General features: G+C 58.8%; 18 protein-coding genes. 9 read left to right on the top strand and 9 right to left on the bottom strand.

Annotated features, from left to right (window positions below; translation table 11 throughout):
• Positions 1-46: 46 nt before the first annotated feature.
• Positions 47-982: a chemotaxis protein CheV gene (locus PMI35_RS29290; RefSeq protein ID WP_008055121.1), complete on the bottom strand. Its 936-nt coding sequence runs from the start codon at positions 980-982 to the stop codon at positions 47-49.
• Positions 983-1,435: 453 nt separating this feature from the next.
• Here PMI35_RS29290 and PMI35_RS29295 point away from each other — a divergent pair, with 453 nt between their 5' ends.
• The 3 genes from PMI35_RS29295 to PMI35_RS29305 all read left to right on the top strand — a co-directional run bounded on the left by PMI35_RS29295 (position 1,436) and on the right by PMI35_RS29305 (position 3,909).
• A complete protein-coding gene (locus tag PMI35_RS29295) occupies positions 1,436-1,906 on the top strand; it encodes a hypothetical protein (protein ID WP_008055120.1) in 471 nt (156 codons plus the stop codon).
• A gap of 453 nt (positions 1,907-2,359) precedes the next feature.
• Entirely contained in the window at positions 2,360-3,253 is an 894-nt protein-coding gene (locus PMI35_RS29300; RefSeq protein WP_008055119.1) for a sensor histidine kinase, read from the top strand.
• Positions 3,250-3,909 (top strand): response regulator, encoded by a 660-nt coding sequence (locus PMI35_RS29305; RefSeq protein WP_008055118.1) that lies wholly within the window; start codon positions 3,250-3,252, stop codon positions 3,907-3,909. The genes PMI35_RS29300 and PMI35_RS29305 overlap by 4 nt, the downstream gene beginning before the upstream one ends.
• On the opposite strand, the gene yegS is transcribed toward PMI35_RS29305, so the two are convergent.
• On the bottom strand, positions 3,893-4,810 hold the full coding sequence (yegS, locus tag PMI35_RS29310) for a lipid kinase YegS (RefSeq protein WP_008055117.1): 918 nt from the start codon (positions 4,808-4,810) through the stop codon (positions 3,893-3,895). The two genes, PMI35_RS29305 and yegS, sit on opposite strands and share 17 nt — an antisense overlap.
• A gap of 213 nt (positions 4,811-5,023) precedes the next feature.
• Here yegS and PMI35_RS29315 point away from each other — a divergent pair, with 213 nt between their 5' ends.
• Positions 5,024-5,335 (top strand): hypothetical protein, encoded by a 312-nt coding sequence (locus PMI35_RS29315; RefSeq protein ID WP_008055116.1) that lies wholly within the window; start codon positions 5,024-5,026, stop codon positions 5,333-5,335.
• A 61-nt stretch (positions 5,336-5,396) separates the two neighbouring features.
• Here PMI35_RS29315 and PMI35_RS29320 read toward each other — a convergent pair whose 3' ends face one another.
• Positions 5,397-6,623 carry a molybdopterin molybdotransferase MoeA gene (locus tag PMI35_RS29320; protein ID WP_008055115.1) on the bottom strand — a complete coding sequence of 409 codons (1,227 nt, stop codon included), beginning with the start codon at positions 6,621-6,623 and terminating at the stop codon, positions 5,397-5,399.
• On the bottom strand, positions 6,607-7,146 hold the full coding sequence (gene moaB / locus PMI35_RS29325) for a molybdenum cofactor biosynthesis protein B (protein ID WP_008055114.1): 540 nt from the start codon (positions 7,144-7,146) through the stop codon (positions 6,607-6,609). Before moaB ends, PMI35_RS29320 begins: the two co-directional genes overlap by 17 nt.
• An 81-nt stretch (positions 7,147-7,227) precedes the next feature.
• On the opposite strand from moaB, the gene mobA reads away from it, so the two are divergent.
• Positions 7,228-7,830, top strand: a complete 603-nt coding sequence (gene mobA, locus PMI35_RS29330) for a molybdenum cofactor guanylyltransferase MobA (protein ID WP_008055113.1) — start codon at positions 7,228-7,230, stop codon at positions 7,828-7,830.
• 75 nt (positions 7,831-7,905) lie between these two features.
• Positions 7,906-8,127 (top strand): YgdI/YgdR family lipoprotein, encoded by a 222-nt coding sequence (locus PMI35_RS29335; RefSeq protein ID WP_008055112.1) that lies wholly within the window; start codon positions 7,906-7,908, stop codon positions 8,125-8,127.
• A gap of 78 nt (positions 8,128-8,205) precedes the next feature.
• Here PMI35_RS29335 and PMI35_RS29340 read toward each other — a convergent pair whose 3' ends face one another.
• The 5 genes from PMI35_RS29340 to PMI35_RS29360 form a co-directional block, all read right to left on the bottom strand.
• The gene (locus tag PMI35_RS29340) at positions 8,206-8,484 is read right to left on the bottom strand and encodes a hypothetical protein (protein WP_008055111.1); all 279 of its coding nucleotides are present in this window, start codon (positions 8,482-8,484) and stop codon (positions 8,206-8,208) included.
• Positions 8,485-8,622: 138 nt separating this feature from the next.
• Positions 8,623-9,513 (bottom strand): pseudouridine synthase, encoded by an 891-nt coding sequence (locus PMI35_RS29345; RefSeq protein ID WP_008055110.1) that lies wholly within the window; start codon positions 9,511-9,513, stop codon positions 8,623-8,625.
• Positions 9,514-9,584: 71 nt separating this feature from the next.
• Positions 9,585-9,902 carry a hypothetical protein gene (locus tag PMI35_RS29350; RefSeq protein ID WP_008055109.1) on the bottom strand — a complete coding sequence of 106 codons (318 nt, stop codon included), beginning with the start codon at positions 9,900-9,902 and terminating at the stop codon, positions 9,585-9,587.
• 140 nt (positions 9,903-10,042) lie between these two features.
• Positions 10,043-10,279 (bottom strand): glutaredoxin family protein, encoded by a 237-nt coding sequence (locus tag PMI35_RS29355; RefSeq protein ID WP_008055107.1) that lies wholly within the window; start codon positions 10,277-10,279, stop codon positions 10,043-10,045.
• 72 nt (positions 10,280-10,351) lie between these two features.
• Positions 10,352-11,560, bottom strand: a complete 1,209-nt coding sequence (locus PMI35_RS29360; protein ID WP_008055106.1) for an ammonium transporter — start codon at positions 11,558-11,560, stop codon at positions 10,352-10,354.
• Between the two features lie 326 nt (positions 11,561-11,886).
• On the opposite strand from PMI35_RS29360, the gene PMI35_RS29365 reads away from it, so the two are divergent.
• From PMI35_RS29365 to PMI35_RS29375, 3 genes are read left to right on the top strand one after another with little or no spacing between them, the layout of a single operon-like run.
• Positions 11,887-12,201, top strand: coding sequence for a DUF883 family protein (locus PMI35_RS29365; protein ID WP_008055105.1), 315 nt, complete (start codon positions 11,887-11,889; stop codon positions 12,199-12,201).
• Position 12,202: 1 nt separating this feature from the next.
• On the top strand, positions 12,203-12,592 hold the full coding sequence (locus PMI35_RS29370; protein ID WP_008055104.1) for a phage holin family protein: 390 nt from the start codon (positions 12,203-12,205) through the stop codon (positions 12,590-12,592).
• On the top strand, positions 12,589-12,933 hold the full coding sequence (locus tag PMI35_RS29375) for a hypothetical protein (protein WP_008055103.1): 345 nt from the start codon (positions 12,589-12,591) through the stop codon (positions 12,931-12,933). Before PMI35_RS29370 ends, PMI35_RS29375 begins: the two co-directional genes overlap by 4 nt.
• The last annotated feature ends 49 nt before the right edge of the window (positions 12,934-12,982 follow it).

The following is a 12,982-nucleotide window of genomic DNA, read 5'->3' as shown; positions in this document are numbered from 1 at the left end:
CGGCTGTCAGGCCGCCCTCGCCGACACTCCCAGTAACCCATCCCAATCAGGCCGGCACCACATCCAGCATCAAGCGCTCACGCACCACATCAACAAGCTTGTCCGGCTGGAATTTGGAGAGAAAGTTGTCGCAGCCGACCTTCTTGACCATCGACTCGTTGAAACTCCCGGACAGCGACGTATGCAGCACCACATAAAGGCCACGCAACCGTGGATCGTTGCGAATTTCGGTAGTCAGGCGATAGCCGTCCATTTCCGGCATTTCCGCATCGGTGAACACCATCAGCAGCTTGTCGGTCATGTTGACGCCAGTGTCCGCCCAGGCCTTGAGCAAATTCAACGCCTTCAAGCCATCGCTGGCGATATGCATTTTCACACCCAGCTGCCCAAGGGTATCGCGCAACTGCGCCAGGGCCACATTCGAGTCATCCACCAGCAGCACCTCGCGGCCACGGGCGTGTGCCAACAGCGGGTCTTCGAGTTTTTCCCGGGAGACCTTGGCGCTGTAAGGCACGATTTCAGCGAGGACTTTCTCGACGTCGATGATCTCTACCAACTGATCATCGACCTTGCTGATGGCGGTCAGATAATGTTGCCGGCCGGCACTGCTGGGCGGCGGCAGAATCGCTTCCCAGTTCATATTGACGATACGGTCCACCCCACCCACCAGGAAGGCTTGCACCGAACGGTTGTACTCCGTGACGATGATCGTGCTCCCAGGACCTGGCACCAAAGGACGCATGCCAATGGCCTGGGACAGGTCGATGACCGGCAGGGTCTGGCCGCGCAGATTGACCACGCCGCAAACGAATGGGTGACGCTGGGGCATCAGTGTCAACTTCGGCAGTTGCAGGACTTCCTGGACTTTAAACACGTTGATCGCGAACAGTTGCCGCCCGGCAAGCCGGAACATCAGAATTTCCAGGCGATTCTCACCCACAAGTTGCGTACGCTGATCTACCGTATCAAGAATGCCGGCCATCGATGACTCCTGGGCGTGTTCGGATGAATTCACTGGATAGAGGGTTATCGGCTGTTGTTGCCGGAGCTTGACCCCTTGGCAAATGCCGCGCGCGGGCATTGATGTCACATTAACATCATGCTTTACTGGGGGCAGTTATTTCATCTGTTGCATTTTTTACGTCGCGACCCCAATCCGTGCGATTGGTTCCCCCCTGTAAGGGATTCCCCTAGCAACAATCAGGTGCAACCTGATATTCGCAATATCCAATAGCCATTAATGTGACGCCATTCTCATTGCATGAAATGGAGTCGGGCATTTGCGCGCGATTGAAAACCGGTGGCCAGCCACCCTCTCAAGCGTTCATCGCGCACTTGAGCCGTCCAGAGCGGGAACTCAAGACATCAGGTTTACATTGCCCTCGTCGACACACACGACACCCTCCTCATTTGACATGACGTTGTGGAGATAAGCATGCCGAACAATCGTAAAGAGTGGGCAAAGCGTATTCCGGAGTTTATCGTCGAGGCTGAAACACTCCTGGCCAGAACCGAGGAATGCCTGAGTCATCTGCAATTGATCAGCAATGACCCGGACGCCATTGACTGCATGCTAAGCACCCTGCTCAAACTGGCAAGCAAGGCCGATGCGCTGGCCCTCGCCGCTGTGTCAGAATTTTCATTACACATCCATGGCTTGCTCAATCACGCCCAGAATCATATGGAACTGCACGACGAGGCCCTGGATGCGCTCAGGGACTGCCTCACGCTGATCGCCTGGCAACTTGAGCTGATCGACCAGAACACCGGTCAGCTCAGCCTCGATGAAACGGAACAAGCCACCTTGATCGAAGCCTTTGCGTTCCAGGTCGGCCAGAGTCAATTTCGTCCCCCGGTTAATTCCAGGCCGTTCACACTCGTTTCTTATTCAGAGCGCCAGGCTTAAATTCCCCCGCATGTGCAGTTGCGAATGGACGACTGCATCACAAGATTCATGTCGCAATTGAATACTTCATATCTGCCAGCGACACCTTGAGACAATTAACTATTACTTGTACAAGTGTCGCCCTGCCTGACCCGGTTTTTCGGGTATGTAACGACCCGAATAATCGCAAGCTGCGCGACGTTATCCCGATTTCTCCCGCGTTATTTCCTGACCTCCCGAACATTGATCACAGGCGCGACCAACGGTATCCGAAGTGGTATTATGCCGCCCATTAGTTGACGTCAATTAACGGCAACGATTTCAGATGACAAGTTACAAGTCTGATTTCTTATACAAGACAACAGATTTTCTTATACAAAATCCGTTGAAGTCGGCAGCTGACAATAAAAAAATATCGATTTGTCAGCGCATGACCGATCGGCCCGCAGCGAACATCCTTTGGCTCCATCCGCTATGTACGCCAGCCTCAAGACAATCGCCAAATGGCCACCCTCCCGAGAAAACGCACGCAGATTCACGCTGTTGCTGTGCATCGGCTCGACGCTCGGCAGCCTGCTGGTCTACAGCCTGTCTACGCGTTTGCCGCTGAGCCTGCTGGTGCTCGAGATTGCTGCTCTGGGCTGCGTCTGGGTGCAGTACCGCCTGTCACGCAAGTCGATCAAATTCCAGCCCCAGGAGCTGGCCGACCGGTTGCTGCAAGTCCAGGAAAACGAACGCCACCGCCTCAGCCGGGAATTGCACGACGACATCGGCCAGTTGCTGACCGCGGCGAAACTCCAGAGCGACTGGCTCAAGCGCAGGATGCCCGAAGACCTCCAGGGGCAATGCTCGGTGCTGTGCGACACGCTAGAGGAAACCCTCGCCAAGGTTCGCGATGTTTCGGCCATCCTCAATCCCCGGCAACTGGCCAGCCTTGGGCTGGAAGCCAGCCTGCGGGCGCATTTGCTCAAGACCCTGAGCAACACCCCCGTGCACTGGAGCCTGGAGTGCCATCAACGGCTGACCGGGATCCCGGAAGAAATGGCAGTGGCGGCCTTTCGTATCACTCAGGAGGCCGTCACCAACATGCTGCGCCATGCCCAGGCGCAAAACCTGCTGGTCTGCCTGCAGCGTTTGCCCCAGGGCCTGGCATTGATGATCAGTGACGATGGCCTGGGTTTCTCGCCCGCCACCGACCCGGGGCGTGAAGGACAGCGCGGAATGGCCGGGATGTCGGAACGGATCAAGCAACTGGGCGGCACGCTGACCGTGACCAGCGAGCCAGGCAAAGGCACTCAAATCGAAGCCCTCTTCCCATGGGCGCCGCGTGCGTTCGAACGGGCCAGTACGAATAAGGTTATGCATTGACTTGTAACTTACTCCTGGTGGATGACCACTCGCTGATCAGGGCTGGCGTGCGCGCCCTGGTGCTGGACCTTCCTGGCTATGCAGTGATCGGCGAGGCAAACGATGGCTCGCAGTTGCTCGAGATGGTCCAGCAACTGTCCCCGGATATCGTGCTGCTGGATATTTCAATGAAGCAGACAGGCGGCCTCGAAGCCTTGCAACGGCTCAAGCGGGTCCGTCCGCAGAGCAAGGTGCTGATCCTGTCGATGCACACCGACCCGGCACTGATCATGCAGGCCCTGGAATCGGGTGCCCATGGGTATCTGCTCAAGGACACCACGGCCACCGAACTGGAACACGCGCTGCACGCCTTGCGTAACAATGAGCGCTACCTGAGCCCCGCCATCGCCCATACCGTGATCACCCAGGCATTGAACCGGACCCAGAAAAACCAGGCGGCCCCGGCAGACTCGCACAACCTGACAGCTCGCCAGCTGGAAATCCTGCGGCTGATCGTGCGTGGAAAATCCACCCGGGAAATCGCCAACGGCCTGGGCCTGAGCGTCAAGACGGTCGAAACCCATCGCTCGCAAGTCATGAAGCGCTTGCAGATCTTTGACGTGGCCGGCCTGGTATTGTTCGCCGTGCGAGAGCAGATCATCAGTCTGGACGACTGACCGCTTGCGTCCCGCTCAACAAGGGTGACTGCTCGGGCAAATGCACCCGCAATGCTGCCGGCCGCGCCGAGAATCGCAAGCTGTCACCCTCCAGCGGCTCCCCATCGAGGTTGATGCAAAGGCCCTCCGAGGCTTTGATCTCAACCCATGGCAGGCGGGCACGAACGAACATGCTATCGATTCCGAAGCCATCGGCCAGCAGGTCTTTCAAAGTGCTGACCAGCTCCTGGGGTGCCGGCAGTATGCTGATGTCGAGCATCCCGTCATCAGCCAGTGCCTGCGGGCAGAGCACATGCCCACCGCCTGCCTGCCGGCCATTGCCGATCCCCAGGGCCAGCAACTCACCACTCCAGTGGAAATCCGGTCCCTGCAGCTCGCCATACGCCGCATGCAACTCACTGAAACGCGATAAGCCGGTGAACAGATACGCCGCACCGCCCAAAACTTTTTTCAGTTCCTCGGAGGTATTGGCCGTGACCTGACTGCCAAAGCCACCGGTGGCCATGTTCAGGAACACCTGCCCCCCGACTTCACCGAGGTCGATGGCACTGGGGGCAACGTCCAGCAGCGCCAGTGCCTGATCCGGCTCCAGCGGAACACCCGCGGCACGGGCAAAATCGTTGGCGGTACCCAGCGGCATCAGGACCAGGCTGGCCTGCTGCGACTGCCCGGCCATGGCTTCGGCAATATCGCGCAGCGTGCCATCGCCGCCACCGGCGATGATCTGCCGGTACCCTGCCTCCAGCGCTTCGCCCACCAGCCGCTGCGCATCGCCGGCCTCCCAGGTCAACCGAACGGCCAGCTCCCAGCCTTGTTCACGCTTGCTGTCGACGGCGGCCCGAACCGCTTCGTTGAGCGCCTGCTTGCCATGCAAGATCAACAGCGCCTTGCGTTCGCTCATTGTTGTCACTCCCATGATTGAAGACGTATGGGACATGTGACCTTGCCACCCTGCGGAAAAGTCGAAAAAAACTGAATTATTTACACCTGAGCCCAATAAGGAGATTTTTCTTACAAAACGTGAGGAATCGGCTCAATTGACCAGAAATGGCAATTGGTACACTTTTGTGTCAGCGGTTTTCAGTCATCAGCAGGACAGACACAAGGACGTGCAATGCAACTACAAGACATCAAGTCACCGGCGATTTCGGTGGTGCCGCTCGCAATGAAACGGGCCGATCATCAAGCCGAACTCGTCAGCCATGCAAAATCCAGCGGAGAAGTTGATATGCCACCTCGCGTCAACGAGCTTGAGACACACCTCGACACCCTGCGCAGCGATTTGGAAAAGATTCGCAGTGACATCAAGTCCGTCAGGTACAGGCTTGCCTATTCGGCGGGCGGAACGGCCGTTGTCCTGGGGCTGATGGGCTGGATCGCCAACAGCCGTTTCGATCAGATCGTGTCAATGCTGCTGGCCCATTGAACCGCCATGGCTGCAAAACCCGGCCGATCGACCGGGCTTGCCAACCTGGCGGCGGCCAGGCTCAGCCCAACACTTCGCTCAGCGGGATGAAGTAGAGCCAATCGCCTTGTACCAGCGTGCGCTCCTCCATGACCTCGACCAGTCCATCGGCCCAGGCCGCGCTGCGCAGCACACCGGAACTCTGATTCCTGTAGATGATGGCCCGGCCGTTCTCCAGGCGACCGCGCAGGTACTCGCGCCGGTTGCCGGCCTTGGGCCAGTCGAACCCTGCCTGCACTTGTATCTTGAGTGGCTCCACCTCGAGGACACCCATGCGCCGCAGCAGATAAGGCCTTGCCAGCAAGGCAAAGGTCACCAGGGTCGAGGCTGGATTGCCCGGCAAGCCGATCACCGGCACGCCACGAAAATGCCCGAAAGTCAGGGGTTTTCCGGGCTTGATCGCGAGTTTCCACAGCGCCAGCTCGCCCTCTTCTCTCAGGGCGATGCCCAGAAAGTCAGCCTCCCCCACCGATACGCCACCGGTCGAGAGAATCAGGTCGACATCCCCCAACTCGCCCAAGCGCGCGCGTGTAGTGGCCAGGTCATCCGGCAGGATCCCGGCGTCTATCACCTCGCAACCCAGGCGCTGCAACCAGCTGCAGAGCAACACACGGTTGCTGTTGTAGATCTGCCCTGGCCCCAGCACCTGCCCCGGCTCGATCAGTTCATCCCCGGTGGACAGCACCGCCACGCGCATCTTGCGAATCACTTCCAGCTCGGCACACCCCAAGGAGGCTGCCAGGCCTTGTTCGATCGGACCCAACCGCGTGCCCGCCGGCAGGACCTGTTCGCCAACGGTGGTTTCCTGGCCTTGCGGACGAATGTTCTGCCCGAGAACCAGGGCTTCGGTGAAACGTACACGTCCATCCGCCAGGACTTCGGCATTCTCCTGCATCTCGACGCAATCTGCGCCCGGTGGCACAGGAGCCCCGGTGAAGATTCGTGCACAGGTGCCCGGCGTCAACGCAACAGGGGCCTGGCCAGCAAAGACTTTCTGACTGACAACCAGCGGCTCTGCATTCCAGTCGGCCACGCGTAAGGCATAACCATCCATCGCGCTATTGGGCCACGGCGGCAGATCGAGGGTCGACAGCAGATCATCGGCCAGCACCCGGCCCTGGACCTGCGCCAACGGCAAACGTTCGCGCTCGACAATCCGTGAGGCGTCCGCCATTTCCAGCAAACGTGCCAGGGCCACCTCGACCGGCATCAGGGTACCGGTCTTGCCCGGCTTACCCGCGGGATTCACAGGGTGCCGCCTGTTTCAGGTGAGTCACGAAATTGCACGGCCGATGCCTCGAATCCAGCTGCTCGCCAAGAATGCCATCCCAACCTGTGCGCACGGCATTGGTCGACCCCGGCAGGCAGCACACCAGCGTGCCGTTGGCCAAGCCGGCCAAGGCGCGGGACTGGACGGTCGAGGTGCCGATGTCCGCCACCGATATCTGGCGGAACAATTCACCAAAACCATCGACTTGCTTGTCGAGCAGGCAGCTCACCGCTTCCGGTGTGCTGTCGCGACCAGTGAAGCCGGTGCCGCCAGTGATCAGCACCACCTGTACGACTTCGTCGGCGATCCAGTTGGCAACTTGCGCGCGAATCTTGTAGAGGTCATCTTTGAGCAAGACCCGGCAGGCCAGGTTGTGTCCGGCAGCCGTCAGGCGGTCAACGAAGAGCTGGCCTGAGGTATCGGTTTCCAGGGTACGGGTATCGCTGACCGTCAGCACCGCGATGTTGAGCGGCGCGAAAGGTACATCAGCCTTGGCTTTCATAGGCTCGTCCAGTTGTAGGAGAAACAGCCCGGTGTTATATCACAGCGCCCCCATTTTTCGCCGCCCCCATGGAGACCTGTCATGACTTCGAACCCAGCGTTGCCACCCTGCTCCATTTTGCTCCTGGCAGGCGGCCGTGGCCAACGCATGGGCGGCCGGGACAAAGGATTGCTGGAATGGCACGGCGAGCCGCTGATTGCGCATTTGCACCGCAAGACGCGCCCTCTGACTGATGACCTGATCATTTCGTGCAACAGGAACCTGGACAAGTACGCGCCCTACGCCGATCAATTGGTCCATGACGACGAAGGCGACTTTCCGGGCCCCTTGGCGGGTATTCGTGCAGGTCTGAAGGCTGCTCGGCATACACACCTGCTAATCTTGCCTTGTGATGTCCCGCGTATCGACAACGCACTGCTCACCCGCATGCGCGAAGCCGCCGCCGAGCATCCCGACAAACCGCTGATGCTGCGCCATGACGGCCACTGGGAACCTCTACTGTGCATCATTCCCGTGGCCCTGCGTGCTGATTTCGAAAGCGCCTGGAGGGAGGGTGAGCGCAGTCCGGGTCGGCTCATGCGCCAGTTGGGCGTGACTGCATTGCAGTGCCCCGACAACGATCCACGCCTGGCGAACCTCAACACGCCGGAACTGTTAAGCACGCCGGACGCTGTGTCAGACTGAGTACCAAGGAACTTGCACGCGCTGTTTACGTCTCAATCCCAGCAACCAAAAGAATTCATTTACGGAGACACTTCCATGACTCAACGGACCCTGGCCACTTTCATGCTTGCACTGGGCCTCGCTACCCTCGCCGGTTGCGCATCGCCTACCGTGATCACCTTGAATGACGGTCGCGAAATCCAGGCCGTCGACACGCCAAACTACGACAAGGATTCGGGCTTCTACGAATTCGAACAGCTGGATGGCAAGCAGACCCGCATCAACAAGGATCAGGTTCGTACCGTCAAAGAGTTGTAATCTTCGCGGCAACTACCGGATACATGAAAATGCCCCGACGTGTCGGGGCATTTTTGTTTGCATCTGAAAAACCCGGGGCTACGGGTTCGGCTCATTGTTCAGTTTATCCACCCTTGCCAGCGCCTGCGTGGCTTCGGTGATGCATTTCCTGTCATCTTTGGCAGCCCGGGCCGCTTCAGCGCTGGCCTGCATCCGCTTGATTTCCATGGTGGTGTTTTCAGACGTGGCAGGCAGGCTGGTGATTTTGTCCTTGAGTTCCTGCAGCTTGATAGTGCACAGGTCGTTGTCCGCGGCAAATACGGGAGAGGCCAACAGGGCGGTGCAAATCAACATTCCAGCGAAAACGGTGCGTTTCATGAAAATCTCCTTGCATGGGAGGTCTCGGGACGCCGAAAAACGTTGTGGCTGTACCGAGTTCATAGAACGCCACAGGCGTGGCGCCTGATCAAAAGACTCCAGACCTGCGCATAAATTCGATTTTATTGAATCCCTTGCTCACCATTGCAGCGTGATTGCGCTCTCGAATTCCCTGTTCTCGCCGGTGACCGGGTCTACAAACTTCAGCCCCTGGGCCAGCAATTTCAGCGGGTTGGAGTAGTCATCTTCCACGTCCTTGAGCACCCGAGGATAAAACGGGTCGTTGCAGATACTGGCGCCCAGGGCTGTCATATGCACCCGCAACTGATGCTTCTTGCCCGTTACCGGATAAAGCCCATAACGCCAAAGATCACCGTTTTTTTCCCTGACTTCGACAGCCGTCTCGGTATTGCTCGCGCCCGGACCTTCCTGCATGCGGAAGAAAGGCTCGCCATCGATGAGCCGGCTCTTGTGCACCAACGGGAAAGTCAGCTCAGGCAACGCCCGGGCAATGGCCTCGTAGCGCTTTTCGATTTGCCGCGTTGGAAACAACGACTGATACGCCGAGCGGCTTTGCGGGTTGGCGGAGAACAGCACAAGCCCCGCCGTATGCCGGTCGATGCGATGCAAGGGCACCAGATGCGGGTTATCCAGGCGACGGATAAGGCGGCGCAACAAGGTCTGTTCGACGTATTCACCCGCCGGGGTCACGGGCAGGAAATGTGGTTTGTCCGCCACGACCAGATGCTCGTCCGCGTAGAGGATCGACTCGACCACCGGGATCGCTTTTTCGTCCGGCACTTCGCGAAAATAGTGAATCCGCAGGCCTTCCTTGTAAGGCAGGTCCAAGGCAATCGGTGCGCCCTGCCCATCGAGCACGCGGCCGCGAGCAATTCTGTCCAGCCACTGTTCACGACCGATGGCGCTGAAGTGCTCGCACAGGCAATCGAAAACGGTCTGCCACGGGCCGGGCGGCAAGTACAGCGTGCTGGCCTGGCTGTGTGCAGCAGAAAATGATGAAGTGGACATACAAAAGCTCTTACCTTGAATGCAGGGCGGCATTATCCAACAGCGGCGCAAACGAACCTAGCGCAGAATCCTCAAGCCGGTATCTGTGCGCGCCCGGCGGCCTCGGTGTACTCCTTGAGCCAGCGCAGCACGTCGACCGCCTCCCAGCGACCCGGGTCATACAATGCGTACAGCAAACCCTGATAACCCACGACATCCAGCTGCCGGTGATAGCCTGCGCGCTGAAACAAGGCTTCGATTTCAGCAAAACAGGTATTGAAATGCAGCTTGTTGAAGGGCGTTTTGCCTTCCGTCACTAAGCCGTCCAAGCGCAATTCGGCGACGGCTTCACGTACCACATCCACCGACATGCGGTTAACGCTGTTCTTCAATTGTTCGACATTGACCACGACTGACCCTCTCACGCCCGGACTTGCCCCGCTGAACGCCGAAATCAGCGGCAGTAAGGCAACAATCCGAATAACTGTATGCGTATACAGTATCCGAATCGCGTCAGTTTAGCCAAGGGGATTGTCAGGCGGGCGGCCGCTTATTTCAGGAATTGCACGACTTCGTCGGAACCAAAAGGCCAGCCCAACTCGGCACCTGTATCGACCCGACGCAACACCGGAATCCGCAGGCTGTAGGCCTGGAACCATGCTTCGTCCTCAGTGATATCCACCAACTCCACCAGCAAGCCTCGCTCGACAAACTCCATCAACATGGCTTCGGCCACTTCACAGAGATGGCACCCGAGAGTGCCGAACAGCTGACATTCAGGAAGCATGAGCGCTCTACCAGAAAATTAAGTGCTTATTCTAGGCCTGCCCCGAAATGCCGTCGAGCCAATGAACCCAAGCTAATCCTGGCTGACAGCGCCGATCTTGTGCACCGACAAGTCCGCGCCGTAATACTCCTCTTCCTGGCTCAGGCGCAAACCATGAAATGCCTTGATCACGCCATACACCGCAAAACCACCGGCCAGCGCCACTACCACACCCAGTGCAGTGCCGATCAACTGGCTGACCAGGCTCACACCGCCCAACCCGCCCAAGGTCGTCTTGCCGAAAATGCCGCAGGCGATCCCGCCCCACGCGCCGCACAGACCGTGCAGCGGCCACACGCCCAGCACGTCATCGATGTGCCATTTTCCTTGCGCGGCGGTAAAGCACCAGACAAACAGCGCCCCGGCGATGGCACCGGTAACCAGCGCGCCCACCGGGTGCATCAGGTCGGAGCCGGCACAGATTGCCACAAGGCCAGCCAGTGGGCCGTTGTGCAGAAAGCCCGGGTCATTGCGCCCGACGATCAGCGCCGCCACCGTACCGCCGACCATGGCCATCAGCGAGTTCACCGCGACCAGCCCGCTGACCCCTTGCAGGGTTTGCGCGCTCATCACGTTGAAGCCGAACCAGCCGACGATGAGAATCCACGAGCCCAAGGCCAGAAACGGGATGCTCGACGGCGCGAATGCCACCAGCTTCCCTTCGCGATAACGCCCATTGCGCGGTCCCAGCAACAGCACCGCTGCAAGCGCCAGCCAACCGCCCATGGCGTGCACCACCACGGAACCGGCGAAATCATGGAAGCTGGCACCGAAGCGCTCTTGCAGCCAGGCCTGCAAACCCAGGTTGCCGTTCCAGATCATGCCCTCGAAGAAGGGATAGATGAACGCCACGATCAGCGCTGTCGCGCACAATTGCGGGACGAACCGGGCACGCTCGGCGATGCCCCCGGAAATAATCGCCGGGATCGCCGCGGCAAAGGTCAGCAGGAAGAAAAACTTCACCAGGCCATAGCCGTGATCGGCACTGATCACGGCCGCCGGCTGCATGAAGGTAACCCCATAGGAGATCCAATAGCCTATAAAGAAGTAGGCCAGGGTCGAAACGGCGAAGTCGCTGAGGATTTTCGACAAGGCGTTGACCTGGTTTTTTTGCCGGACCGTACCGACCTCGAGAAAGGCGAAGCCGGCGTGCATGGCCAGCACCATGACCGCACCGATCAGGATGAACAACGTATTGGAGCTATGGACCAGGGTGTCCACAGCGCTTTGCAGATTTTCCATGGATTTGGCAGACCTTAAGGCTGAAAAAAGCACCAAAGCAGTTCGCGCGGGCAATCCATGCACCAAGTTGAGACTTGTCGATTCGACCAAATCTCTCCCGATGAACCGTTTTGGAGCACAGGGTTCATCAAGGCCAATCACGACCGGGACATTTGCGCGGGTTTCGATTGTTTGAGTTAAGGTTTTACTGGAATCTTGCCCAGCAACAGCGCAACGGCGCGGGCAGACGCACCAGGACACAGCAAAAGTTGTACCAGTCATTTGTACTGAACCTTCGCACAAGGCTCATACTCGAACGTTTCAGACGCCACTTATGGAGATCACCAATGGCCAGCATCAAGGCAAAGACTGCTCAAGAAATTCTGATGAGCGATTTTCAGACACTGGTCAGCGATACCGAACGGTTGCTGGAACACACCGCCTCCCTGGCCGGTGACCAGGCCGATGAATTGCGCGACCAGATCCACGACAGTCTGCTGCGTGCACGTGAAACCCTGAAGCTGACCGAAGACTCCCTGCGCGAACGCGGCAAGGCTGCCGTGACCGCCACCGAGGACTATGTCCAGGCCAACCCATGGCAATCGGTTGGCATCGCGGCCGGCGTGGGCTTCCTGATTGGCCTGCTGGCAACTCGGCGCTGATATGGCGATCGATGAATCCGGCTCGTCCGGAACAGGCCCAAGTTCATCACCGCGGCGCCTGGGTGCCGCTTTCCTTGGACTGCTGCACAGCCATGTCGAATTGTTCGGCATCGAATTGCAGGAACAAAAAGCCCGCACCGTGAGCCTGTTGCTGTTTGCAGGCTTGGCGTTGGTGTTTGCCTTGCTGTTGCTGGTGGGGTTGTCGACCCTGGTGTTGATCCTGTTTTGGGACACATACCGCCTGGCCGCCATCATTTCGCTCTGCGTGTTCTACAGCCTTGCCTGCGTCTTCTGCGCAATGCGCCTGCGAGCCGCGATCTTCGATGAGTCCTCGCCCTTCCATGGCACGTTGGAAGAGCTGGCCAATGATCGGGAGCGCCTGCTGCCATGAACCTGCCTGAACTGCCTCGAAACAGCTCGCGCACGGAAATGCGCAAGGCACTGATTCGCCTGCGCATGGAAATGCATCGCCAGGAGATCCGCCACGAATCCGCGCAACTGCTGCAACCCTTGCAGCGGGTGCGTGGCATGACCCAGAACCTGCAGGACGGCTTCGGCATCAAGCATGCCCCTCTGTGGGGCGTGGCCGCCGTCACCCTGCTGGGTTTTCTGAGCGGCAAAGGCGCCAAGAGCGGCGCTGGCCTGGGCAGCCTGGCCCGACTGGTCCGCCTGGGCACCACCCTGGCGCCCCTGGTCAAACTGGTCTTGCAAGGTTCTTCGCGCAAACACTGACACTGTCAGATCTGGCTACATTCTTGCAGTACCCACGGGATTGAACCTC

Source organism: Pseudomonas sp. GM78, assembly GCF_000282475.1.
In the GTDB taxonomy this organism is placed as follows: domain Bacteria; phylum Pseudomonadota; class Gammaproteobacteria; order Pseudomonadales; family Pseudomonadaceae; genus Aquipseudomonas.
Note: the sequence above shows the minus strand (reverse complement) of the source record. Positions and strands in the feature narration are given on the sequence as shown.

What these genes read in the sequence shown, in the direction of transcription:
- moaB (WP_008055114.1), bottom strand. Translation starts at nt 7,146, where the DNA reads ATGAAAGCCAAGGCTGATGTACCTTTCGCGCCGCTCAACATCGCGGTG.
- PMI35_RS29365 (WP_008055105.1), top strand. Translation starts at nt 11,887, where the DNA reads ATGGCCAGCATCAAGGCAAAGACTGCTCAAGAAATTCTGATGAGCGAT.
- PMI35_RS29360 (WP_008055106.1), bottom strand. Translation starts at nt 11,560, where the DNA reads ATGGAAAATCTGCAAAGCGCTGTGGACACCCTGGTCCATAGCTCCAAT.
- PMI35_RS29335 (WP_008055112.1), top strand. Translation starts at nt 7,906, where the DNA reads ATGACTCAACGGACCCTGGCCACTTTCATGCTTGCACTGGGCCTCGCT.
- mobA (WP_008055113.1), top strand. Translation starts at nt 7,228, where the DNA reads ATGACTTCGAACCCAGCGTTGCCACCCTGCTCCATTTTGCTCCTGGCA.
- PMI35_RS29375 (WP_008055103.1), top strand. Translation starts at nt 12,589, where the DNA reads ATGAACCTGCCTGAACTGCCTCGAAACAGCTCGCGCACGGAAATGCGC.
- PMI35_RS29290 (WP_008055121.1), bottom strand. Translation starts at nt 982, where the DNA reads ATGGCCGGCATTCTTGATACGGTAGATCAGCGTACGCAACTTGTGGGT.
- PMI35_RS29355 (WP_008055107.1), bottom strand. Translation starts at nt 10,279, where the DNA reads ATGCTTCCTGAATGTCAGCTGTTCGGCACTCTCGGGTGCCATCTCTGT.
- PMI35_RS29345 (WP_008055110.1), bottom strand. Translation starts at nt 9,513, where the DNA reads ATGTCCACTTCATCATTTTCTGCTGCACACAGCCAGGCCAGCACGCTG.
- PMI35_RS29300 (WP_008055119.1), top strand. Translation starts at nt 2,360, where the DNA reads ATGTACGCCAGCCTCAAGACAATCGCCAAATGGCCACCCTCCCGAGAA.
- PMI35_RS29340 (WP_008055111.1), bottom strand. Translation starts at nt 8,484, where the DNA reads ATGAAACGCACCGTTTTCGCTGGAATGTTGATTTGCACCGCCCTGTTG.
- PMI35_RS29295 (WP_008055120.1), top strand. Translation starts at nt 1,436, where the DNA reads ATGCCGAACAATCGTAAAGAGTGGGCAAAGCGTATTCCGGAGTTTATC.
- PMI35_RS29370 (WP_008055104.1), top strand. Translation starts at nt 12,203, where the DNA reads ATGGCGATCGATGAATCCGGCTCGTCCGGAACAGGCCCAAGTTCATCA.
- yegS (WP_008055117.1), bottom strand. Translation starts at nt 4,810, where the DNA reads ATGAGCGAACGCAAGGCGCTGTTGATCTTGCATGGCAAGCAGGCGCTC.
- PMI35_RS29315 (WP_008055116.1), top strand. Translation starts at nt 5,024, where the DNA reads ATGCAACTACAAGACATCAAGTCACCGGCGATTTCGGTGGTGCCGCTC.